Raw genomic sequence first — 25502 nt, forward strand, 5'->3', positions numbered from 1 at the left:
AAGTTAAAATGAATCAGGAATTTATTGAAGCATTGAGAGAAATTGTAGAACAAAAGGGAATCAGTGAAGATTTACTTTTTGAAACTATTGAGGACGCATTAGTTGCAGCATATAAGAAGAATTTTGCTACTCTATCTAATAGTAACCAAAGTGTAAAAGTGTCAATGGATAGAGAAACAGGTGAAATACATATTTATGGTCAAAAAACAGTTGTAGAAGAAGTATTTGAGGATGCCAATGAAATATCACTAGAAGGAGCTAAAGAATATAGCCCTAAATATCAAATTGATGATACTGTTGATATTGAAGTTACCCCAAGAAAATTTGGAAGAATAGCTGCACAAGCTGCAAAACAAGTGGTTATTCAAAGAATTAAAGAGGCTGAAAGAAATATAATTTACAATGAATTTATAGCCAAAGAATTTGATATTATTACAGGAAGTGTTATAAGAAAAGATAGAGGAAACGTGTTTATAGATTTAGGTAAAATTGAAGCTGTGCTTGGAGCTAATGAGCAAATGCCTGGCGAGGAATATAATTTTAATGAAAAGTTGAAATTATATATTGTTGAGGTTAAAAATACTACTAAAGGTGCTCAAGTAGGAGTATCAAGAACTCATCCAGGGCTTGTAAAACGATTATTTGAATTAGAGGTACCAGAAGTTTTTGGTGGAGTTGTTGAAATAAAAAGTATTTCAAGAGAAGCAGGATCAAGAACTAAGATTGCGGTATATTCAAACGATGAGGATGTTGATGCTATGGGAGCTTGTGTTGGGCCAAAAGGTATCAGAGTTCAAAACATAGTTAATGAATTAAGAAATGAAAAAATTGATATTATTAAGTGGAGCAAGAAATCTGAAGAGTATATATCAAACGCGTTAAGCCCTGCAAAAGTATTGAATGTAGTAGTTGAAGAAGTTTCTAAATCTGCAAAAGTAATAGTGGAAGATAATCAATTATCATTAGCTATTGGAAAAGAAGGTCAAAATGTTAGATTGGCAGCGAGATTAACAGGTTGGAAAATTGACATAAAAAGTAGAACACAAGCCCAATATAACATGGAAGATGTTGAAGATATTGAAAATGAAAATAAAGTAATTGAAACCATTACTGAAGAGTAGGTGATAGCTTTATGAAAGTTAAAAAAATACCTCAGCGCATGTGCACAGGTTGTATGGAAATGAAATGCAAAAAAGAATTATTACGCATAGTTCATAGTAAAGAAGGCGAAATTTCTATAGATTTAACAGGGAAAAAGCCAGGTAGAGGTGCATATATTTGTAAGAATATAGAATGCTTTGAAAAATCTTTTAAGACAAAAAGATTAGAGCGAAACTTAGGTGGAAAAATAAGTGAAGAAATTTATGGTAAACTAAGAGATAAGATAAATTATGAGAATGAGGTAAATCATGGATAATAAATTTTTCCGATTTTTGGGTTTAACTAAAAAGGCAGGCAAACTTATTGAAGGTTACAACCAATGTGAAGATGCACTATCACACGGGAGAGGAACCCTTATAATTTTGTCAGAGGAGAGCGCTACCAATACTAAAGATAAATTTAAAAAATTAGCTATCAAAAGGGTTATACCTCTTATAGAAGGAATATCCAATGAGACTTTAGGCAAGTGCTTAGGCAGATCAGAAATCAATGTTTTGTGCGTAAACGATAAAAAAATGAGTAATAAGCTATTAAGCTTATGGAATGAAAATGATGAATAAATTAAATTTCGGGGGTGAATGATTTGGCAAAAGTCAGAATATATGAATTAGCAAAAGAGTTAGAAGTGTCAAGTAAAGAATTAATTAATGTACTATTAGAAGAGTTTAGTATAAAGGCCAAAAATCATATGAGTGTGATTGAGGAAGAAGATGCTGAGTTAATAAAGGAACTTTATAGTGATGAAAATTCAGGACTTAAGGATAATAAAAATGAAACAGTAGAACACTATGAAAACTTAGCTAATGAAGATGCTAATAAAGTTGTTATTAGAAAAAGAGGTAGAAAAGGTAGAGACGAATTAGGAAGCGGAAACAATACTGTTGAAGCAATAGATGATGAAGTTGTAGTAATCAAAAGTACTATTACAGTTAAAGACTTAGCTGATACGTTAAAGAGACCTTATGTTGAAGTAATAAAACAACTTATTTTTATAGGTGTTATGGCTGGAATGAACCAAGAAATTGATTTTGCTACAGCTGAAAAAGTAATAGAAAAATATGGTGCACTTGCTGTACTAAAAGATGAAGAAGAAGGAAAAATTGCTGATGATGAAGACTTCGAAAATGTTGAGGTTGAAATAGATACAGATAAAAAACCAGCGGTTGTTACAGTTATGGGTCATGTTGACCACGGCAAGACATCACTACTTGACTGCATTAGGAAAGCTAAGGTTACAGAAACAGAAGCGGGTGGAATAACACAACATATAGGTGCATATACTGTAGATGTTAATGGTGAAAAAATTACATTTTTAGATACACCTGGTCACGAAGCTTTTACAGCAATGAGGGCAAGAGGTGCCCAAATAACAGATATAGTTATACTTGTTGTAGCTGCAGATGATGGTATTATGCCACAGACTAAAGAAGCTATAAATCACTGTAAAGCTGCTAAGGTGCCAATGATAGTAGCTATAAACAAGATAGATAGGCCAGGAGCTAATGTTGATAGAGTTAAGCAAGAATTAACAGAACATGGACTTGTAGCAGAAGATTGGGGCGGAGACACAATTTGTGTTCCAGTATCAGCTCATACTAAAGAGGGTATAGATACTTTGCTTGAAATGGTAGTGATTACAGCAGAAATGTCAGAACTAAAAGCAAATCCTAGTAGACTCGCAAAGGGAACTGTAATAGAAGCTAAACTTGACAAAGGTAGAGGTCCACTTGCTACTTTACTCGTGCAAAATGGTACACTAAATGCTGGAGATTCTATAATAGTTGGTTCAACTTATGGAAGAATAAGAGCAATGTTTGATGATAAGGGTAACAAAATAAAGACTGCAGGACCTTCTATACCAGTGGAAATACTTGGATTATCTGAAGTTCCAGCAGCTGGAGATAGATTTAATGTAGTTAAAGATGAGAAAACTGCAAGAAATATGGCCGAAACTAGGAAAACAAATTTAAGAGAAGAACATTTTGAATCTAGTAATAGAGTTTCCATGGAAAACCTATATAGCCAAATACAAGAAGGATCTGTTAAAGAACTTTGTGTAATTGTTAAAGCTGATGTTCAAGGGTCTGTAGAGGCTGTAAGACAATCTCTCGAAAAATTATCTACTGATAATGTTAAAGTAAGGGTTATCCATTCTGGAGTTGGCGCTATTACAGAAACAGATGTTGTACTTGCAGCAGCTTCAAATGCAATAATTATAGGGTTTAATGTAAGACCAGATAATAATGCTTCCTTAATTGGAGAGAAAGAAAATGTAGAAATTAAAACATATAGAATAATTTATGACGCTCTTGATGATATAAAAGATGCAATGGTTGGAATGCTCGATCCTGTATATAAAGAAGTTGTCTTAGGTAGAGTTGAAATAAGACAAATATATAAAGTTTCAAATGTAGGAACAATAGCAGGGTCTTATGTATTGAACGGTAAAATCACGAGAAATAGTAGTGTACGAGTACTTAGAAATGGAATAGTAATTACTGAATCAACTTTAGCTTCCTTAAAAAGATTTAAAGATGATGCAAAAGAGGTAGCTGCTGGATTTGAATGTGGATTAAGTGTAGAAAAATTCAATGATATTAAAGAAGGCGACATTATTGAAGCATTCATAATGGAAGAAGTAAAACCAAAATTAATATAGTATAAGGAGTAGTGAATTGTATGGTTAGTTATAGAAATGGTAGAATAAATGAAGAAATTAAAAAAGACGTAAGCAATACAATTCAAAACAAAATAAAGGATCCAAGATTAAGTGCTATGGTAAGTGTAACGAAAGTAGACACAACAAAAGACCTAAGCTATACAAAAATTTATGTTAGTATATTTGGTGACAAAAATGCTAAGAAAGAAACACTTCAAGCACTTAAAAGTTCAACTAGCCTCATTAGAAAAGAAATAGGGAGTCATGTTAAGTTAAGACATGTTCCACAGGTTATTATAGAGGTAGATGAGACTATAGAACGTGCAATACATTTAGAAGGTATTTTTAATCAAATAAAACAAAAAGGAAATAATCAGGAAGAAATAAATGAGGGAAATGGCAACGAAGAAGATAACAGTGAAGATTAATGACATTGTTGCCAAAGTAAAGTTATTTAAAAAAATTGCTATAACTTTTCATACTTCGCCAGATGGTGATTCAATTGGTAGCGCATTAGCGTTGCTTATTGGTCTTAGAAAATTAAATAAGGAAGTATATATAATTTCAAAAGAAGCTATTTCGCAAACTTTCTTATTTTTGCCTTGCTCTGACGAAATTAATGGTGAAACAAGTCAGCCGTTAAAGGATACGGAGTGTGTAATAGTGTTGGATTGTGGTGATTTTAAAAGAATTAATGCTAATTTATGTATGCAAAACAGAAAGTTTGAATTAATTAATATGGATCACCATTTATCTAATGATTTATATGGAGATTTAAATTTTGTTGATACAAAAGCTTCTGCAGTGGGAGAAATTGTACACGAAGTTCTTAGACTTCTCCATGTAGAATTAGACAAAGAAATAGGTGCATGTTTGTATACTTCCTTACTTACAGATACAGGCAGCTTTAGACATTCGAGTACCACAGCAGTGACTCATGGTATCGCTGGTGAACTTATCAATACAGGTATAGATTTTAGTAATATACATAGAATTATTTTTGAAAATAAGAAATTTGAAAAGATAAAATTTTGTGGAGAAATTATTAGTGATATGACAGTAGAACTCAATGGTAAGGTCTGTATTATGTATATATCTAAAAATGTACTTGAAAAAATCAATTTGGTATCCTCAGATACATCAGATGTTATTACTTTTGGTGATTCAATAGATACCGTTGAAGTTACTATTCTTATAAAAGAAGCTGAGAATGGTGTTAAAGTAAGTTTAAGATCTAAGTCTTTAGTAGATGTTAGTAAAATTGCAGAAGGTTTTAGCGGTGGAGGTCATATTAGAGCTTCAGGGTTTTATGCAGAAGCAAATTTTGATGATATTAAAGTTAAATTAATAGAAATTTTAGAAAAAGAGTTGATGAAATGAACGGTATATTAAATGTATTTAAACCTACGGGAATTACTTCTTTTGATGTAGTACGTAAAATAAAAAAAATCAGCAATGTAAAAAAAGTAGGCCACGCTGGCACTCTAGATCCTGAGGCTAGCGGGGTTTTACCTGTTTGTATCGGAAAAGCAACAAAGGCTATTGACTATATAATGGGCGACTTTAAGATTTATGAAGTTGAATTAAAGTTGGGAGTTATTACAGATACTTATGATAGAGAAGGTAAGATTCTAAGTGAAAGTGAAGTTAATGTAGACTGCGAGGAAATTACTCGCGCTATTAATTCATTTATAGGTGAAATAAAACAAATTCCTCCTATGTACTCAGCTCTAAAGGTTAATGGAAAAAAACTTTATGAATTAGCAAGGGCTGGAATAGAAATAGAGAGAGAAGCAAGGGCTTTAGTAATTTATGGCATAGATATTATTGACATTAAAACACCTTACGTAAAGTTTAGAGTGAAATGCTCTAAGGGTACATATATTAGAAGTCTGTGTTATGATATTGGACAACTATTAAAATGTGGTGGTATGATGTGGAATTTACAAAGAATTGCTACAGGACCATTTCATATTGAAGATGCTATAAATATTGAAGATTTAAATGAAGAAAACATAAATAAACATATTATGCCTATAGAAAAGATTTTCCAAAATAATACTAAAATCACCATAGAAGATAGATTTGTTAAATTCTTATTAAATGGTGTTGTAGTAAAGGATAAAGCACTAACTTGCAAATTTGAAGTTGATATTATATATAATATATATAATAATGATAATGACTTTATTGGAATTGCGCATAGAAGCAATGATTGTGTTAAGCTAATAAAGTCATTTATATAGGAGTATAGTAAAATGTTAGTTATAAAAGATAATTTTAAAACAAAACTTAAATACCCAACGTGCATTGCTTTAGGAAGTTTTGACGGCATCCATTTAGGGCATATGTCTCTTGTAAATAGTACAGTAGTATTAGCAAAAGAAAATAATGCTAAAAGTATGATTTGTACCTTTAAAAATCATCCATTGTCCATTATTAACAAAGAAATTTGTCCAAAGTTAATAATGGATAATAACACCAAAATAAATTTATTAAAAAACACTGGTATTGATATTGTTAACTTAGTTAATTTTAATAAAGATTTTATGAAGATAACTCCAGAAGAGTTCATAAAAAATATGGTGAAGTTTTATAATGCAAAGGGAATAGTTGTTGGTTTTAATTATAGATTTGGATATAAAAATTTAGGTGATGTAGAAATGCTTAAAACATATAGTGCTATATTAGGATATAAACTATATGTCTGTGAAGCCGTTAGTATTAACCATGAAATTGTAAGTAGTTCAAAAATACGTCATCTCATAGCGGAGGGTAATATCACTAAAGCAAATGAGCTTTTAGGACGACCGCACACTATTATTGGAAAAGTAATTAAGGGAAAACAACTTGGGAGAACTATCGGATTTCCAACTGTAAATTTAAATTACAATAAAGAATATATCCTTCCTAAGGGAGGGGTGTACTATACTTTAGCTGAGTACGATAATAACTTTTACAGAGCTATAACCAACATAGGGTACAATCCTACTGTAGAAGGTGGCAAGCTATCAGTAGAAACGCATATTTTGAACTTTGATAAGATAATTTATAATGAAATAGTTAAGATTCATTTTATAAACAGAATAAGAGATGAAGTTAAATTTAATGCTATTGATGAATTAAAAGAGCAACTATTAAAGGATAAGGAATATGCAATAAATCAAAAAATAGAAAAATAGAAAAATAAGTGTTAAGATGTAAAAATTAATTTACAATTTAATCTTAGTTTGTTATAATTGATTTGAACCTTATGCTAAGTTCACCGAATCACCAACGGTGTACTTGGAATATGGGGATTATATTCGGAGGTGTTGTAAAATGCAAAAAGCTAAAAAACAAGAAATAATGTTAAAACATGCAAGACATGAAGGAGATACAGGTTCTCCAGAAGTGCAAATCGCACTACTTACTGAAAGAATTCAAGAGTTAAATGAACATTTGAAAATTCATAAAAAAGATCACCATTCAAGAAGAGGTCTATTAATGATGGTTGGACAAAGAAAAGGTATGATCGGTTACTTAAAGAACCAAGATATTGAAAGATATCGTGCAATTCTTGCAGAACTCGGACTAAGAAAATAATTCAGAGCGGCTTAGCCGCTCTATTATTTTAGATTAGGGGAAATATATACAATTGTTAATATTGTTAGTGCAAATTGAAGGGAGACAAATATATGATTCATATTATAGAAACTACTGTAGCAGGTAGAAATCTTAAAGTTGAATATGGTAAAGTTGGAATGCTATCAAACTGTGCAATAGTCATGAGTTATGGAGAAACAGTAGTTTTAATTAATGCAAATGCATCAGAAAAACCAAGGGATGGTATTGATTTCTTTCCATTAAGTGTAGAATATGAAGAAAGACTTTATGCCGTTGGTAAAATTCCAGGGGGATTTATAAAGAGAGAAGCAAGACCGTCAGAAAGAGCAATTCTAACAGCAAGAGGTATTGATAGGCCATTAAGACCATTATTTCCTAAAGGCTATAAAAATGATGTGCAAATTGTTTGTACAGTACTGTCAGTTGAACAAGATAATTCACCTGAGATACTTGCTATGAATGGAGCATCACTGGCATTATGTCTATCAAGTATACCTTTTACTGATGCTGTTGCAACTGTTTCAGTGGGCTTAATTGATGGTAAATTTATATTAAGTCCTACTGTAGAAGAGCAAAATGATAGTTCTATGAAACTTACGGTTTGTGCAACAAAAGATAATGTAACAATGATAGAAGCAAATGGAGACGAAATACCTGAAGATGTAATGATAGATGCAATTGATTTTGCTTTTGAAGCATGTAAGAAAATTGTAGCTTTCCAAGAAGACGCTGTAGCTAAGTTTGGAAAGAAAAAAGTTATACCTTTATTAAATAAAATAGATGAAACTCTCCAAAGTGAAGTAAGAGAATTTTCATTTGATATGACAAAAACAGCAATGTACATAATGGATAAAGATGAGAGAAACACAAAAGTGGATGAAATTAAAGAAAAAATAAGTGCTGAATTTAATGAAAAATACGCAGATAAAAAATCAGATATCGGTGAAGTTTTTTATAATATTCAAAAAGAAATAGTTAGAAATATGATGTTAAATGAAAATAGAAGACCAGATGGAAGAGCTTTTGATGAAGTTAGACCAATAAGTTGTGAAGTAGGAATACTTCCAAGAACTCATGGAACAGGTCTTTTTACAAGAGGACTTACTCAAGTAATGGGAGTTGCAACACTCGGAGCATTAAAAGAAGCCCAGATACTAGACGGAATAGGTAATGAAGATACTAAAAGATACATGCATCACTATAATTTCCCAGCTTACAGCGTAGGAGAAACTAAACCAATGCGTGGACCTGGAAGACGCGAAATTGGTCATGGTGCACTATCAGAAAAAGCAGTAGAACCACTTTTACCATCTATAGAAGAATTTCCATATGCTATTCGCGTGGTGTCAGAAGTATTAAGTTCTAATGGTTCAACATCTCAAGCTAGTGTAAGTGCAAGTATTTTAGCACTATTAGATGCAGGGGTTCCTATTAAAAGACCAGCTGCGGGTATTGCAATGGGACTAATTACAAACGCTGACTTATCTAAAGAAAAAGTATTAACGGATATTCAAGGTATAGAAGATTTCTTTGGAGATATGGACTTTAAAGTAGCTGGAACTGTTAAAGGTATTACAGCTATACAAGTTGATACAAAGCTTCATGGATTATCTAATTATTGCATTAAAACTGCAATTATAGATGCCAAAAAAGCTAGACTTCATATAATAGAAAAAATGAACGAATGTATACCGCAGCCAAGAAGTGAAATGTCACTTTATGCGCCTAGAATGTATGTGCTAAATGTAGCACCAGACAAGATTAGAGACGTAATAGGTAAAGGCGGAGCAACTATAAAGAAAATTATAGCAGAAACCGGCGTTAAAATAGATACTAATGACGATGGAAAAATTGTAATTATGTCGAGCGACAGTGTTAGTGCCAATAAAGCAGTGAAAATTATTGAAGAACTAACTAAATCTGTTAAAGTGGGAGAAATATACTTAGGAAAAGTAACAAAAATTGCTGCTTTTGGAGCTTTTGTTGAAATACTTCCTAATAAAGAAGGCCTAGTGCATATTTCTAAACTTGATTTTACAAGAGTAAATAAAGTAGAAGATATAGTTTCAGTTGGTGATGAAATATTAGTAAAAGTAATGGAAATAGATAATCAAGGAAGAGTAAATCTTTCGAGAAGAGATGCTATGAAAGATAGCGAAAATGAAGACAAAGACAAAGACAAAGAATAATAATAGAAGGGCTTAGATGCCTTTTTATTTTTTTTAAATAATATTGCCCTAATATGCACATAGTAAATATAAATTCTCATTAAGGAGAGGCGCATATGTATAATTTGTTTAAGTTAGATAATGGGTTAAGAGTTGTAGTGGAAAATATTGAATATGTAAATTCTGTTAGTGTAGGCTTCTGGGTAGAAAATGGTTCAAGAAATGAAAATATAACTAGCAGTGGGATATCACATTTTATTGAGCATATGCTTTTTAAAGGAACCTGTGGGAGAACTGCAAAACAGATTGCTGAAGCGATTGAAGATGTTGGTGGTCAAATAAATGCCTTTACAGGTAGGGAAGCTACATGTTTTTATATAAAAGCATTAGACACTCATTTAGAACTATCTTTAGATATTCTTTCAGATATGATTTTCAATAGTAATTTATCAGAAGATGATATTGAGAAGGAAAAAGGCGTAATTGTTGAAGAAATAAATATGAGCGAAGATTCACCAGAAGATGTTTTATCAGATTTACACACAAAAGCAATTTGGAATACAGATTCTATTTCGCTACCGATTTTAGGAACCATTGATACTGTAAAATCTTTTAGTAGAAAAATGATAGTAGATTATATAGACTCGCATTATATACCGGAAAACTCGGTAATATCTATTTCAGGTAAATTTGACATGAAAAGGATAGAAAGTCTTGTTGAAAAATATTTTGGTAAATGGTGTTGTAAAGACAAAAAGATTACTAAATATAGTAGCCCTGAAATATTAAATCAACATTATTTCAGAAAAAAAGATATTGAGCAATTCCATGTGAGTCTAGGAATACCTGGTGTAGATCTTGGAAATGATGATACATACACGTTAATCTTACTAAGCAATATATTAGGAGGAGGGGCATCCTCAAGATTGTTTCAAAAAATCCGTGAAGAGCTAGGTGTGTGCTATTCAATCTACTGTTATTTATCTATGTTTAAAAACACAGGAGTTGTAAACATTTATGCGGGACTCAGTCCAATGAACGTGGAAGTTGCCATTAATGCAATAAAAGAAGAGGTTAGTAAATTCGCTGAACTCGGAATTGACAATGAAACGTTAAGTAAAGCTAAAGAGCAGTTAAAGGGTAGTTATATCCTAGGGCTCGAAAGCACAAGCAGCAGAATGTTTAGTAATGGGAGATCAGTAATGTTTATGAACAAAATTAATACGCCAGAAGACGTATTGCGAAAAATCGATGAAATAGATATGACAAGGGTAAATTCTGTCATAGAAAAGACTTTTAAAAAAGGTATAATAAATTCTGCATATGTAGGAAAAGAAAAAGAAATGCTTAAAAAGGTTTTTAAAGGTAATATTATTTCTATAGATAAGTAAATTTATCTATAAAGGTATAGAAATTATGCATAAATCCTTAACAGATTTCATAGTATTTTATGAGAGCTGTTAAGGAGATGATTATATGGAAGATGATATAAAACTATATAGTGAAATGGAAAGATATGAAATTATTAACATCAATGATGGTGACAAATATAGCAATTTAGGTAATAATGATGTAGTTATTGATGAGAATGGGCTTTTAAAATTTTTAATTATAAATGAGGGAAGCTCTAAATTTAGTTTTTTTAAAAATAATGATATCATTGAAGTGCCTTGGGAATATGTTAAAAAAATTGGTTCCAGAACTATAATAATTGATGTTGATAATGAATTTTTAAAAAAATCTCATATATAATTTTGGAGGACAGAAATGAAGATATTAGTGCAAAAGTTTGGAGGTACATCGGTTTCAACAGAGGAAAAACGAAAGCTTGTAGTAAACAAAGTTTTAAATGCAAAGGTTCAAGGATATTTTCCTGTGGTAGTAGTATCTGCAATGGGAAGAAAAGGCGAGCCTTACGCTACAGACACACTGTTATCTTTGGTAGATGATAATTTCAAAGTCGCAAATCCATTAGCAATAGATTTGCTAATGAGTTGTGGTGAAACTATAAGCACTGTAATAATGTGTAGCGAATTAAATAATAGTGGAATTAATGCTGTGCCTTTAACTGGTGGACAAGCAGGTATAATCACAGATTCTAATTATAACAATGCAGCAATACTTAATGTGGACACAAAAAAAATATTGGATATTTTACAAAAAGGGAAAACCCCTGTAGTAGCAGGATTTCAAGGTAGGGATGAAAAGGGCTATGTTACGACTATTGGGAGAGGCGGAAGTGACGTTACTGCTGCAATACTAGGTGCAGCGCTTAAAGCCGCCCAGACTCAAATATACACTGATGTAGATGGGATTATGACAGCGGATCCAAGAATAGTTTCCGAAGCAACTTTAATAAAAAAAATAAGTTATGATGAAATATTTCAATTTGCAGATCAAGGAGCAAATGTTATACACCCAAGGGCAGTTGAAATATCTAGAAAGTATAATATACCATTAGTAATAAAAAACACTATGAATGATTGCGATGGAACAGTAATTAGTAATTTGGGAAATGAAGGTTATGAAAATATAATTACAGGTATTACGCATATGAATAATAGAATTCAAATAAAAATATGTGAAAATTCAGGTGCTAGCTATGATGATATATTTGATATTTTAGCTGAAAACCTTATAAGTATAGATCTTATAAATGTTTTTCCTAAGGAAAAAATATTTACTATTGATGAAAATGACTTTACTAAATTTGCTGATTTAATAAAAGACCTTAACATGTCCTATTCTTTTGTGAAGGATTGTAGTAAACTTTCAATTATAGGTTCAAAAATGAGAGGCATTCCTGGTGTAATGGCGAGAATACTTAAGGTATTAACTAGAGAAAATATTGAAGTATTGCAAACAGCAGATTCTAATATGACTATATGGTGTCTTGTAGAAACGGGATATGTTGAAAAAGCAATTAATGCACTACACAGGGAATTTAATTTAGGATAAAAAATGTATATAGTTTCTCTTAATGCACAAAATAAAATGGATTAGGAGGAATGAAAATGTTGAAAACTGAAGGAAACAAACAAGAGAAGGAAAAAGAAGGCATTAAAAAAAATGCAAATGAACAGGTTGAAAATATTAAAGAACTGGGAACGACTAATGTCCCAACCCAAGACGATAAAATTCAAGTTTTGTCTATTATAGGTCAAATAGAAGGGCACATGATGTTGTCTCCTCAAACAAAAGCTACTAAGTATGAACATGTTATTCCAGAGTTAATCGCTATGGAGAGGGATGAAAAAGTAAAAGGTATTCTTATAGTTCTAAATACCGTAGGAGGAGATGTGGAAGCGGGTCTTGCAATAGCAGAGATGATTAGAAGCGTTAGTAAACCAACTGTATCGCTTGTAGTAGGTGGTGGCCATTCAATAGGTATACCACTGGCAACAGCTGCTAAGTACTCATTCATTTCCCCGTCTGCAACTATGATAATTCATCCTATAAGAATGAATGGTCTAATAATAGGGGTACCGCAAACTTTTGAATATTTTAATAAAATGCAAGAAAGAATAACAGAATTTATTATTAGAACCTCTAAGATCGATAAGGAAACGGTAAATAGATTAATGCTTCAAACTGATGAGCTTTTAAATGATATGGGTACTATACTTATAGGAAAACAAGCAGTTGATAATGGGTTAATAGACGAGGTTGGTGGCATTAGTGAGGCATTATCAAAATTAAACGAAATGATAGATTAAAAGTAACTTAGATATAGATAGGTCAAAATTGCCTGTTTATGTCTATTTTTAATGATTTGTTACTATGATAAATATAATCTAATAAATGTTTTTTTATATAACTAGTTTAAGATTCATTTATAAATCTATTGAAAGTTAGAGGAGATTTCTAGATTTTGTAGAAATAATAAGGATGGAGGTGATACTTTGGCTAGGAAAAAAACTAAAGCTAAATCTAAAGTTGCAAGTAATGTAGATGCTAATATTGAAATTTATGGAATTGTTTTAATAACAATAGGCATATTAATTTTATTAAGTATATTCTCAACTATGAGTTCAAATTCTAATTCCATATCAGGTATGATAGGTAATCTGATTAATCATGTGCTTTTTGCAATCTTAGGGGTGGGTGCATATCTTTCGCCGTTCCTTATAATATTTATTGGCATATGCAAAATCGTTAAGAAAGGTAAGATAAATTTTAGTAAGAAGTTTTGTGGAATAATACTTTTTATAATAAATACACTGTTATTTATACAAATGTTATCTTTAAATAAGTATTACACTAAAGGAGATTTTTTTCTCGGAATAAATAAGATATACAATTCAGAAAGTGTCCTACATGGTGGGATTATTAGTTATTCAATTGATGTACCATTACATACACTATTTGGAACTGCGGGTAGCTATATAATTTTTATTGCTATTTACGTTATATGCTTAATTTTAATATTAAACGTATCGCTCAATGATGTCTTTTTTTATTTAAAGGATAAATTTATTAATAAAAAGACTGCAATTAAAAATGATAGTAAGGATTTATATATAGAGAATAATGATAAGCAAGAAGAATTAATAGTTCCAAATGGAGAGAAAAATAAATTTATTAAAGATATTAGCAATAAAATTAAAATAATCGATTTTATAAAATCAAATGAAATTGCTACCGACGCGGAAGGGTTAAATAAAGAAGAAACTGTTAGTAATGTTAGGAATGACAATGCACGTGGTTCAAAAGAAAGTCATATAGACAATGCTATCAACCAAGAGTTGGAGAAAGAAATTCAATTAAATAGTGCAAATTCAAAGCCAAACTATAAATATGAATATCCCACTGTAGATTTATTAAATGAAAATAACACTTCTAAAATGAATAAAAATGATAAAAAAGAATTGCTTAATAGTGCCAATAAGCTACAAGAGACACTAAGTAGCTTTGGAGTTGAAGCAAAAGTTATTCAAGTTACAAAAGGACCTTCAGTGACAAGGTTTGAGCTTCAACCAAATGCTGGTGTTAAGGTGAGTAAAATTGTGAATTTAGCAGATGATATTGCACTGAATTTAGCTTCTTCTGGGGTAAGGATTGAAGCTCCTATACCTGGTAAGGCCGCTGTGGGCATTGAAGTGCCAAACAAAGAGTTAAGCGCAGTATACTTAAGAGAGGTAATAGAATCCAATGAATTTTCGGCTTCAAACAAAAATTTATCCTTTAGTTTAGGAAAAGATATAGGCGGTAACTGTGTTGTTTCGGATTTAACAAAAATGCCACATTTGTTGGTAGCAGGGGCTACAGGATCTGGAAAAAGTGTTTGTATAAATTCATTAATAATAAGTTTACTTTATAAATATTCTCCAGAGGAGGTTAAGCTATTATTAATTGACCCTAAAGTTGTTGAATTAAATATTTATAATGGGATACCTCATCTATTAATACCAGTTGTAACAGATCCAAAAAAATCTGCAGGGGCTTTAAATTGGGCTGTAAACGAAATGTCAAGAAGATACAAGAGTTTTGCTGAAAACAATGTGCGAAGTATAGAAGGATATAATGAATTAGTTAATAAAGGCATTGTTGAAAATAAATTACCGTGGATTGTTATTATAATTGATGAGTTAGCAGATTTAATGACGGTTTGTGCTAATGATGTAGAGGAATATATTGGAAGACTTGCGCAAATGGCAAGAGCGGCAGGAATGCATTTAGTAATTGCGACGCAGAGACCATCAGTTGATGTTATTACAGGTGTAATAAAAGCCAATATACCTTCAAGAATATCTTTTGCAGTTTCGAGTCAAATAGATTCAAGAACAATTTTGGATTCCTCTGGTGCAGAGAAATTACTTGGGAAAGGTGATATGCTTTTTTATCCGGTTGGAGAGGCTAAACCATTTAGAATACAGGGGGCTTTTGTATCAGAAGAAGAAGTTGAACGAGTTGTCGATTTTATAAAAAATCAGACGACAGAAGTAAACTATGAAAAAGAAATAATAGATGAAATAGAGAGTAGTTCAAATAATAAAAGTACCGATAATGATATTGATGAATTATTAAATGAAGCAATAAGAATAGTAGTTGAAAATGGACAAGCCTCCACTTCATTATTGCAACGCAAGCTGAAAATAGGGTATAATAGGGCAGCAAGAATTATTGAACAAATGGAGGAACGAGGGATTATTTCAGGTAGAAATGGAAGCAAACCTAGGGAAATATTATTAAGTGATAGTGAGTTAAAGGAACAATAAAAAAAAATTTGTAAGAATAATTGTAAATACCCTTGTTTAATTTGCAAATCACATTTACAATAATTTATGGGTACAAAAGTAGGAAGATAAAAATTGTTGACTATTATTTACGTGCAAAGTCAAACAAGTAGTATGATATTTGGTAAATAGGAGTTACTCAGGTTGATAAACAAGGAGGATGACTGGTGGAAAAATTAAAAGTTGGAGTTATAAATTTAGGCTGTGATAAAAATAGAATTGATAGTGAGATTGTAATAAGCAGTTTAAGTGAGAAATATGATATGACAAATGATCCTAAACTAGCAGATGTAATTTTAGTGAATACTTGTGGATTCATAGAATCGTCAAAACAAGAATCAATAGACACTATTCTAGAAATGTCAAAATACAAAGAGGAATATAAATGTTCAGTATTAATTGCAACGGGTTGCCTTACTCAGCGTTATGGGGCGGATCTGATTGAATTGATGCCAGAACTTGATATAATGCTCGGTGTTAACGATTATGACAAGTTACTAAGCAGTATAGAAGAGGTTCTTTTAAAAAATATTAAAGTACAACATTGCACTTATAGTGATGATAATATTAATGAAGGACAAAGAGTATTAACTACAGGAACATACTCTGCTTATATTAGAATTTCTGAAGGGTGTGATAATGCTTGTGCATATTGCGCAATACCTAATATTAGAGGGAAGTATAGAAGCAGAAAGATGGAGAACATAATACAAGAGGCTAAGGCTTTAAGTGAACATGGTTGCAAGGAGATTATTTTAGTTGCTCAAGACACCACTAGATACGGTATAGATTTGTATGGTGAAAAAAACCTACATAAGTTAATAAGCAAAATTTCTAAAATAAGTGGGATTGAATGGATTAGAGTACTTTACTGCTATGCAGAAGAAATGACTGATGATATTATTAATGAAATTTCTTTAAATGATAAAGTTTGCAAATATGTAGATATACCAATCCAACATATAAGTGATGATCTTCTTAAATCCATGAAAAGGAAAGGAAGAAAAAATGTCATAACAGAAAACATAAATAAGATGAGGAAGAGTATTAAGGGTCTAACCCTTAGAACTACATTAATAGTTGGATTTCCAGGAGAAACGGAAGGAAATTTTGAAGAATTAAAACAATTTATTAAGGAAATTAAATTTGAAAAATTGGGAGTGTTCAAATACTCAATGGAAGATGGTACTGCAGCTGCAGAGATGAAAAATCAAATTCCAGAAGTAATAAAAGAAAAACGTGAAGAAGAATTAATGATTGTGCAACAAAGTATATCAAAAGATATAAATAGTAAAAAAATAGATAAAATTTACAAAGTTTTAGTGGAAGGATTTAATGGTAAAACTTATTTTGGTAGAAGTTATGAAATGGCGCCAGAAGTTGATGGAACTATTTTCTTTGAATCTGACAAAGTTTATACTAAGGGAGAATTCGTTACAGTAAGGGTTACCAAAGCATTAGAATATGATTTAATAGGAGTTGTGTGCTATGAATCTTGCAAATAAACTTACGATGATTCGAATTTTTTTAGTACCTATATTTTTAATATTTATGGCAGTTAAAGGAATACCTTATGGAAGAGAACTGGCTACAATTGTTTTTATAGTAGCCTCTCTCACAGATAAGTTGGATGGCTATGTAGCTAGAAGCAGAAATCAAATAACTAATTTCGGAAAATTTATGGATCCTCTAGCAGATAAACTTTTAGTAACTGCTGCACTTGTTTCATTAGTTGAGCTTCAGATTGTGCCTAGTTGGATAGCTATGATTATAATTGCTAGAGAATTTGCAGTTTCAGGACTTCGAACAATAGCTGCTTCAGATGGAAAAGTAATTGCGGCTAGTAAATGGGGAAAACTGAAAACCGTTATTCAAATAGTAGCTATAATTACGGCTCTGATAAATTTATCTTACGCAAATACAATATTAAATATGTTAACTAATATTTTCATGGCAGCTGCAGTAATTATCACAATAATATCTGGTGTTGACTATTTTGTAAAAAACAAAGGTACAATTAGAGTTGATAAGTGATTAAATTATTAGAGTTTGTTAATAATACAAATAAAAGGATTTCTATAGTAAATGAAAATGTAAAATTTTGCTTTGCATGTTGACCATATAAAATAAATGGTGTATACTTAACTTAGAACAAATGTTCGTCGATAAAAGGATGGTGAACCCGCAGGGGAAATTTATGAATAATGAAAAATTAAAAGCGCTAGAAGTAGCTATGGGTCAAATAGAAAAACAATTTGGAAAAGGTTCTGTAATGAAACTCGGAGAAAATAGTAAGTTAAATATAGAGGCTATTTCCACTGGTTGTTTAGGACTTGATATAGGCCTAGGCATAGGTGGTGTACCTAGAGGAAGAATAATAGAAGTTTTTGGACCAGAATCTTCAGGTAAAACTACAGTTGCACTTCATATAGTTGCAGAAGCTCAAAAAAATGGTGGTACAGCAGCATTTATAGATGCAGAGAATGCTTTAGACCCTGAATATGCTAAAGCACTAGGAATAGAGATAGAAAATTTAATAGTCTCACAACCAGACACCGGTGAACAGGCGTTAGAGATTACAGAGGCTTTAGTTCGCTCTGGGGCTATAGATGTTATCGTCGTGGATTCAGTAGCAGCTTTAGTGCCTAAAGCTGAAATTGAAGGCGAAATGGGAGACTCTCATGTAGGACTCCAAGCAAGACTTATGTCTCAAGCTTTAAGAAAACTTGCTGGTTCTATAAATAAATCACAATGTGTTCTTGTATTTATAAATCAATTAAGAGAAAAAGTAGGAGTAATGTTTGGTAACCCAGAAGTAACCCCTGGTGGTAGAGCATTGAAATTTTATGCATCTGTTAGACTAGATATTAGAAAAATAGATACAATTAAACAAGGCGATGAATTTATGGGTAATCGAACAAGAATAAAAATAGTTAAAAACAAAGTAGCTCCCCCATTTAAGAAAACTGAATTTGATATTATGTATGGTCACGGCATATCTCGAGAGGGAGATGTTCTAGATATAGGAGTTGTAGAAGAAATTGTACAAAAAAGTGGAGCATGGTTCTCATATGGAGATATACGACTTGGACAGGGAAGAGAAAATTCAAAACAATATTTTAAAGAAAACCCTTTGGTTATGTTAGAGATAGAAAACAAAATTAGAGCAAAACATAATCTACCATTATACAAGAATTCAGAGATTAGTAAAAAAGAAGTTAGTAAAAAAGAAGCAAGTAAAAAAGAAGCATAAAAGCAAGTTTTTACTTGCTTTTTTTCTTTAACTTATAATTAAAGAATATTATTATGGTATCAGGCATATGAATTCTATATTGCAATATGCTAAAGTTTATCATAACTACTATATAATAGTAAAAATAAAGGGCCTATTTAAATGTTAAAATCTTGACATTAACTGAAAAGTAATATAAAATAAATACAAATACTGGTTTAGCATATTTAAATTGCTACCAATTGAATAAATAGAGCACCTTTTCTAGCTTTCATGTTTACTCTTAAATAGATTTGAAATAAGCAAAGGAGGTGTTGATAATCAATGGATACTAAAAGTCAAACAATGCTCATAGTAGTTTGTGCTATTTTGGTTGTTGTTTTAGTAGGTATTTGTGTTGTAATTTATATTAGAAAAAATATATCTCAAGCAAATATTTTCGAGGCTGAAAAAGAAGCTAAAAGAATTCTTGACGAAAGTGCAAAAGATGCTGAATCAAGAAAGAAAGAAGCTATTTTAGAAGCCAAAGAAGAGGTTCACAGACTTAGAACTGATTTAGAAAAAGAATCAAGAGAAAGACGTAATGAAGTTCAAAGGTTAGAAAGAAGAAATATTCAAAGAGAAGAATCATTAGATAAAAAAAGTGATGTGCTGGAGAGAAAAGAAGAAAATCTTAATAAAAAACAACAAGAAATTGAAATGGTAGAGGCAAGTGTACAAGATTTATACACAAAGCAAAGAGGAGAATTAGAAAGATTATCAGGTTTAACATCTGATGAGGCAAAACAAGTTTTATTAGATGAAATTAAAAAAGAAATTAAACACGATGCTGCAATTATGATTAAGGAAATTGAATCTAAGGCAAAAGAAGAAGCTGATAAAAAAGCAAGAGAAATTATTACTTATGCTATTCAAAGATGTGCAGCCGATCATGTAGCAGAAACAACAGTTCATGTGGTTTCTCTTCCTAATGATGAAATGAAAGGAAGAATAATAGGTAGAGAGGGTAGAAATATTCGAACTCTAGAAACACTTACAGGAGTAGATTTAATAATAGATGATACACCTGAAGCAGTAATTCTTTCAGCATTTGATCCGATAAGGCGTGAAGTTGCTAGAATAGCACTTGAGAAGCTAATAGTGGATGGAAGAATTCATCCTGCTAGAATTGAAGAAATGGTAGAAAAAGCTAAAAAAGAAGTTGATAGCGACATAAAAGAAGAAGGAGAACAAGCAACTTTTGAAACAGGAGTGCATGGACTTCATTCGGAAATTATCAGGCTACTTGGGAGGCTTAAATACAGAACTAGTTATGGTCAAAATGTATTGAAGCATTCTATAGAGGTTTCATATTTAGCTGGACTTATGGCATCTGAACTTGGAATTGACCCAACACTCGCTAAGAGATGTGGTTTACTTCATGATATAGGTAAAGCTGTAGACCATGAAGTTGAAGGTCCACATGCGCTTATAGGTTCAGAAATAGCTAAAAAACACCATGAGTCTTCTATTGTAGTAAATGCTATTGCAGCGCATCATGGTGACGTTGAGTTACAATCCCTTGAAGCAATACTAGTTCAAGCGGCAGATGCTATATCAGCGGCAAGACCAGGTGCAAGAAGAGAAACTTTAGAAGCTTATATTAAAAGGTTGGAAAAATTAGAAGAAATTGCAAATTCTTATGAAGGTGTAGAAAAATCATATGCTATTCAAGCTGGAAGAGAAGTTAGAATTATGATCAAACCAGAAATAATTGATGATGCAGGTGCTGTTGAAATGGCAAGAAATCTAGTTAAAAGGATTGAAAATGAACTAGAATATCCTGGTCAAATTAAAGTAAATGTAATTAGAGAAACACGAGCTATTGACTATGCTAAATAAACTAACATAAGATTAAATCCTCTTGAGATTTAGAATAATTCTAAACCCTAAGAGGGTTTTTTTATTTCATATTACATATTATTTAGAAAAGTATGTAATATGAAATAAATTTGCTCCATTTACATCACAAAAAAAAAGTGATATATTAGTAGAATAAGAATTATGTAATTAATTTTCTTAATAAATGAAGTTAATAAATGAATTGTGTCATTTAAATTAATATAAGTATTGGGGGTAAGAAAAATGGTATTATCTAAAAAAGCAAAGCAAATAACAACATCTTTAACACTAGATATAACTGCAAAGGCGAAAAAAATGAAGGCTGAGGGCATAGATGTCATAGGATTTGGTGCTGGTGAACCTGATTTTGATACACCCAAAAACATTCAAGAAGCGGCTATAAAAGCAATTAAAGAAGGAATGACAAGGTATACAGCTGCTTCAGGTATTATTGAACTGAAAGAGGCAGTAATTGGAAAATTAAAGAGAGAAAACAACTTAACTTATACACCGGCTCAGATTATAGTTTCAGCTGGAGCAAAACAATGCTTAGCTAATGTATTTCAAGCTATTTTAAATCCGGGAGATGAAGTTTTAATTGGAATTCCATATTGGGTTAGTTATCCAGAATTGGTTAAATTAGCAGATGGAGAACCTATCTATATAGAAACAGAAGAAATTAATAAATTTAAATTAACAATTGAGAGCCTTAATAGAGCATTAACGTCTAAATCTAAAGCAATAATATTAAATAGTCCCAATAATCCTACAGGAACAGTATATTCAAAGGAAGAACTTATGGAAATTGCTGATTTTGCAAAAATTAATAACTTAATCATAATATCAGATGAAATTTATGAAAAACTTTTGTATGGAGGTAATGACCATGTTAGTATAGCAAGTATGTCAGAGGATGCTTACAGAAGAACTATCGTAATCAATGGTGTTTCTAAAGCTTATGCTATGACAGGATGGAGAATAGGATATGCGGCTGGCAGCACGGAAATAGTGTCGTTAATGTCTAATATTCAAAGTCATACTACATCGAATCCCAATTCAATTGCACAATATGCATCAGTTGAAGCTTTAAATGGAAATCAAGAGGATATAAGTAAAATGATTGGACAATTTAAACTAAGAAGAGATTACATGGTGGAAAAAATAAACAGCATTAACAATTTATCCTGTATAAAACCTGAAGGCGCTTTTTATGTTATGGTGAATATAGGTGATGTTTTAAATAAATCAATCGACGGAAAAGTTATAAAAGATTCGATTGCTTTTTCAGATTTTTTACTTGAAAAAGAAAAAGTTGCTGTTATACCGGGTATAGCATTTGGAGTAGATAATTTTATAAGGTTATCTTATGCTACTTCTATGGAAAATATAAAAAATGGACTTGATAGAATAGCAAGGTTTGTTGAAAATATTTAAAATTGATTTACATGATTTTTAATGATATTATAATAGCATGAGTTAATATATAACATATTTTATATTAGCGCATGCAATATTAAAGAAAGTATTGAGGTGAAGCGAATTGGTAACAAAGGAAGTTCTCGTTAGTAATTCTAAAGGATTGCATGCTAGACCAGCTACATTATTAGTAAGAAAAGCTGCTTCTTTTAAATCAGATATAGGTATAGAGTATATGGGAAAAAAAGCTAATATTAAGAGTTTAATAGGCATTTTATCCCTAGGCGTCGGTCCTAGTACAACTGTAAACGTTATAGCTAATGGTGATGATGAAAAATTAGCTTTAGAAGAAATAGTAAACCTAATTAATACTTTAGAAGAATAATTATAGCCTGTATATTTTAAAAAGCTGCTAACTTACTGTTTGCAGCTTTTTAAAATGTATAGAAATTTAAAAAATATTAAAGGAGAATACATATGATAAACAATCTTACAGAATTCAACTACAATTCAGATTTGACTTTAGAAAATAAAAATTTTATATGGTATTTTCTTGAAATTAAGTCTAGGAAAAGTAAATATACTGCTAAAAGCTATGAACGAGATATAAAAGATTTTTTTTGTGTGAGTTCTATTTATGATATCACTATAGAAGATATTAAAAAGGTATCTATGCTACATTCACAAAATTTTATAATGAAATTAATGGATAAAAATATGTCCTCTGCTACTATAAATAGGAAAATATCATCATTGAGTGCTCTCTATAAGTGGTTATTAAAATATCAAGATAATTCTACAGGTATTCATATAATTAAATATAATCCTTTTGGAAATTTAAAAGAAGAAAAACCAGTGATAAATAATAAGGAAACTGAGTTTTTAACAAAAGAGGAGTGTAAAGTCTTATTAAATAGTATAGATACATCCACTATATTAGGACATAGAAATAAAACTATATTAGTACTTGCTTTAACAACTGCTTTAAGAAAATCTGAGATTATCAATATTAAGATAAAGCATATTACAACGCACACAGGTTATGATGTAGTAAAAGTAATAAGAAAAGGCGGTAAAGAGGATATAGTAAAAATTCAAGGAAACGTTCTTACTATGATAAATGAATATATTAGGTTGACTAAAAGAAATAGGTTATCTAGTGGCGAGGAGTATTTATTTATTGGCCATTCAACTAATGGAAATAATAAAGAAAAATTAGATGCAAGCACTTTAAATTACATGATAAAAAGAGTATGCAAAAATGCAGGTATAGATAAAGATTTACGAGTTCATTCTACTAGACATACAGCAATTACATTAGCAATTTTAGCAGGGGCTACGGTAGAGAAGGTTAGGGATTTTGCGGCACACAAAAATTTAGCAACTACTAATAGGTATATTCATTCAGTAGACAAGTTGAAAAATAATGCTGGAGATTTAATTGATGTATTTTAAATTGAGGTATCGGAAAGGGTTAGCGTATATTGAAAATACGGTTATTGAAAATAATGAAAAATATGGCTATAGGGATAGCTGAAAACATTAGGCTGTAATTATACCTTTCACTTGGGTTCGTACCTTTAAGAAGGCATGACGGTGGTTTAAACATGTAATAAGTAGGGGATTTTAAATAAGCAAGGAAATTTTGTTATAAAACATTAATTAATAGGAGGTAAATATGAAAATCGGATATGCATGCATACCACTTACAACAAATGCAAGAACAAATAGAAGATTAACGCTGAAAAACTTTTCAGAAGAAATGTTTTTAGAAATATTAGGGCAAAATTTAATAGATCTAAGAGAAATATTAGAGAATAATGAAAAGTATAACATAAAGTTATTCAGAATAAGTTCAGATATAGTTCCATTAGGAAGCCACAGTATTAATGAAATTCCATGGCGTAAACATTTTCAAAATGAATTAAATGAAATAGGCGAATATATAAAAAAATGTGGCATGAGAGTTTCTATGCATCCAGGTCAGTACACAGTACTCAATGCAGAAAAAGAAGAGATTGTAGTAAAAGCAATTAAAGATTTGGAATACCACGCTAGATTCCTTGATTCATTAGATGTGGATTCAAGCAATAAGATAATACTACATATTGGTGGCGGTTATGGTGATAAAAGTGCTGCTATGAATAGGTTTATTGAAAATTTCGAAAGATTATCATCTTCAGTAAAGAATAGGCTCGTAATTGAAAATGATGGAAAAATATTTAATATTGATGACGTGCTTCTTGTGAGCAAGTCAATTAATATACCAGTAATATTTGATAATCTTCACCATGAGTGTAATCATGGTGAAGATGTGCCTATAAAAGAGATACTAAATAAGGTAGCTAAAACATGGAAAGAAAAAGATGGCAATCTAAAAATCCATTATAGTCAGCAAAATTTACATAAACAGATAGGAGCTCATTCAAATACTATATTAGTTAAAGACTTTCTAAAATATTACGAGGAAGTTAAAAACTTTAATATTGATATTATGCTAGAGGTAAAAGACAAAGATATTTCGGCTATAAAATGCAATCTTATAATTAATAACAGGGATAAGAAATCAAACGCTGGAATTATAGAAAAGCAGTGGGCTAAATATAAATATGTATTAATGGAAAGAAATTATAAATATTATAAAGAGTGTAGTAAATTGGTAAAAGAGAATTGCAGTATTGAGGGATTCTATCAGTATACGGATGAAATAATAAATTTTGATGTAGAGAATCGAAGTTTTGTAAATACTGCAGAGCATGTTTGGGGATATGTTGAAAATGCTGCTTCGGATAAAGAACTAACTCATTTTAAGAAACTCCTTTTAGATATGGAGCATAAAGAAAAGGTTAAGCTTTATTTGAAAAAATTAAGTGTTAGGTATAACGCCGAATATATACTTAATTCCTATTATTTCCATTATTAATAAAGATTGTTGCAAATAAAAAAACACCATATGGTGTTTTTTTATTTGCAATTTTTTATATCAAGAATTTGTTTGAATAAACTAGGATTATAAAATTTCTGAATTAAAATATAAACTAGAAATTATAATTTATCCTTCAATTTTATAGAGATATAATAATTCATCCATACATTATATGTTGCATCTATCATGTAGCCTATTTTACACCCAATTATGTAAA

At 30.9% G+C, this 25502-nt stretch carries 23 protein-coding genes; all 23 read left to right on the plus strand.

Annotation, left to right across the window (positions count from 1 at the left end):
* Positions 1 to 8: 8 nt before the first annotated feature.
* The 23 genes from nusA (at position 9) to uvsE (ending at position 25282) form a co-directional block, all read left to right on the plus strand.
* A complete protein-coding gene (gene nusA / locus ACWJJ7_RS01285; RefSeq protein ID WP_462963579.1) occupies positions 9 to 1121 on the plus strand; it encodes a transcription termination factor NusA in 1113 nt (370 codons plus the stop codon).
* Between the two features lie 11 nt (positions 1122 to 1132).
* Positions 1133 to 1417: an RNase P modulator RnpM gene (rnpM, locus tag ACWJJ7_RS01290; protein ID WP_462963580.1), complete on the plus strand. Its 285-nt coding sequence runs from the start codon at positions 1133 to 1135 to the stop codon at positions 1415 to 1417.
* Complete coding sequence (locus ACWJJ7_RS01295; protein WP_462964906.1) at positions 1407 to 1721, plus strand: ribosomal L7Ae/L30e/S12e/Gadd45 family protein; 315 nt, start codon at positions 1407 to 1409, stop codon at positions 1719 to 1721. Before rnpM ends, ACWJJ7_RS01295 begins: the two co-directional genes overlap by 11 nt.
* Before the next feature lie 23 nt (positions 1722 to 1744).
* The gene (gene infB / locus ACWJJ7_RS01300; RefSeq protein ID WP_462963581.1) at positions 1745 to 3820 is read left to right on the plus strand and encodes a translation initiation factor IF-2; all 2076 of its coding nucleotides are present in this window, start codon (positions 1745 to 1747) and stop codon (positions 3818 to 3820) included.
* Positions 3821 to 3840: 20 nt separating this feature from the next.
* Entirely contained in the window at positions 3841 to 4248 is a 408-nt protein-coding gene (gene rbfA, locus ACWJJ7_RS01305) for a 30S ribosome-binding factor RbfA (protein ID WP_462963582.1), read from the plus strand.
* Entirely contained in the window at positions 4238 to 5200 is a 963-nt protein-coding gene (locus ACWJJ7_RS01310) for a DHH family phosphoesterase (RefSeq protein ID WP_462964907.1), read from the plus strand. Before rbfA ends, ACWJJ7_RS01310 begins: the two co-directional genes overlap by 11 nt.
* Positions 5197 to 6066: a tRNA pseudouridine(55) synthase TruB gene (truB, locus tag ACWJJ7_RS01315; RefSeq protein ID WP_462963583.1), complete on the plus strand. Its 870-nt coding sequence runs from the start codon at positions 5197 to 5199 to the stop codon at positions 6064 to 6066. Before ACWJJ7_RS01310 ends, truB begins: the two co-directional genes overlap by 4 nt.
* Before the next feature lie 12 nt (positions 6067 to 6078).
* Positions 6079 to 7002: a bifunctional riboflavin kinase/FAD synthetase gene (locus ACWJJ7_RS01320; RefSeq protein WP_462963584.1), complete on the plus strand. Its 924-nt coding sequence runs from the start codon at positions 6079 to 6081 to the stop codon at positions 7000 to 7002.
* 139 nt (positions 7003 to 7141) lie between these two features.
* Positions 7142 to 7405, plus strand: coding sequence for a 30S ribosomal protein S15 (gene rpsO, locus ACWJJ7_RS01325; RefSeq protein WP_462963585.1), 264 nt, complete (start codon positions 7142 to 7144; stop codon positions 7403 to 7405).
* 92 nt (positions 7406 to 7497) lie between these two features.
* Entirely contained in the window at positions 7498 to 9615 is a 2118-nt protein-coding gene (locus ACWJJ7_RS01330) for a polyribonucleotide nucleotidyltransferase (RefSeq protein WP_462963586.1), read from the plus strand.
* 95 nt (positions 9616 to 9710) lie between these two features.
* Complete coding sequence (locus ACWJJ7_RS01335) at positions 9711 to 10985, plus strand: M16 family metallopeptidase (protein ID WP_462963587.1); 1275 nt, start codon at positions 9711 to 9713, stop codon at positions 10983 to 10985.
* An 85-nt stretch (positions 10986 to 11070) separates the two neighbouring features.
* On the plus strand, positions 11071 to 11346 hold the full coding sequence (locus tag ACWJJ7_RS01340; RefSeq protein ID WP_462963588.1) for a YlmC/YmxH family sporulation protein: 276 nt from the start codon (positions 11071 to 11073) through the stop codon (positions 11344 to 11346).
* A 15-nt stretch (positions 11347 to 11361) separates the two neighbouring features.
* Positions 11362 to 12552, plus strand: coding sequence for an aspartate kinase (dapG, locus tag ACWJJ7_RS01345; RefSeq protein ID WP_462963589.1), 1191 nt, complete (start codon positions 11362 to 11364; stop codon positions 12550 to 12552).
* A gap of 56 nt (positions 12553 to 12608) precedes the next feature.
* Positions 12609 to 13310, plus strand: a complete 702-nt coding sequence (locus tag ACWJJ7_RS01350) for a ClpP family protease (RefSeq protein ID WP_462963590.1) — start codon at positions 12609 to 12611, stop codon at positions 13308 to 13310.
* 186 nt (positions 13311 to 13496) lie between these two features.
* Positions 13497 to 15812, plus strand: a complete 2316-nt coding sequence (locus ACWJJ7_RS01355) for an FtsK/SpoIIIE family DNA translocase (RefSeq protein ID WP_462963591.1) — start codon at positions 13497 to 13499, stop codon at positions 15810 to 15812.
* 185 nt (positions 15813 to 15997) lie between these two features.
* Positions 15998 to 17335 carry a 30S ribosomal protein S12 methylthiotransferase RimO gene (gene rimO, locus ACWJJ7_RS01360; RefSeq protein WP_462963592.1) on the plus strand — a complete coding sequence of 446 codons (1338 nt, stop codon included), beginning with the start codon at positions 15998 to 16000 and terminating at the stop codon, positions 17333 to 17335.
* Positions 17319 to 17864, plus strand: a complete 546-nt coding sequence (pgsA, locus tag ACWJJ7_RS01365) for a CDP-diacylglycerol--glycerol-3-phosphate 3-phosphatidyltransferase (protein ID WP_462963593.1) — start codon at positions 17319 to 17321, stop codon at positions 17862 to 17864. The genes rimO and pgsA overlap by 17 nt, the downstream gene beginning before the upstream one ends.
* A gap of 163 nt (positions 17865 to 18027) precedes the next feature.
* The gene (gene recA / locus ACWJJ7_RS01370; protein WP_462963594.1) at positions 18028 to 19083 is read left to right on the plus strand and encodes a recombinase RecA; all 1056 of its coding nucleotides are present in this window, start codon (positions 18028 to 18030) and stop codon (positions 19081 to 19083) included.
* A gap of 324 nt (positions 19084 to 19407) precedes the next feature.
* On the plus strand, positions 19408 to 20943 hold the full coding sequence (gene rny / locus ACWJJ7_RS01375; RefSeq protein ID WP_462964908.1) for a ribonuclease Y: 1536 nt from the start codon (positions 19408 to 19410) through the stop codon (positions 20941 to 20943).
* 243 nt (positions 20944 to 21186) lie between these two features.
* Positions 21187 to 22377, plus strand: a complete 1191-nt coding sequence (locus ACWJJ7_RS01380; RefSeq protein WP_462963595.1) for a pyridoxal phosphate-dependent aminotransferase — start codon at positions 21187 to 21189, stop codon at positions 22375 to 22377.
* 106 nt (positions 22378 to 22483) lie between these two features.
* Positions 22484 to 22744, plus strand: coding sequence for an HPr family phosphocarrier protein (locus ACWJJ7_RS01385; protein ID WP_462963596.1), 261 nt, complete (start codon positions 22484 to 22486; stop codon positions 22742 to 22744).
* A gap of 92 nt (positions 22745 to 22836) precedes the next feature.
* Entirely contained in the window at positions 22837 to 23814 is a 978-nt protein-coding gene (locus ACWJJ7_RS01390; protein ID WP_462963597.1) for a tyrosine-type recombinase/integrase, read from the plus strand.
* Between the two features lie 223 nt (positions 23815 to 24037).
* Positions 24038 to 25282, plus strand: a complete 1245-nt coding sequence (uvsE, locus tag ACWJJ7_RS01395) for a UV DNA damage repair endonuclease UvsE (RefSeq protein WP_462963598.1) — start codon at positions 24038 to 24040, stop codon at positions 25280 to 25282.
* The last annotated feature ends 220 nt before the right edge of the window (positions 25283 to 25502 follow it).

It is taken from the genome of Clostridium sp. CM042 (genome assembly GCF_055080995.1).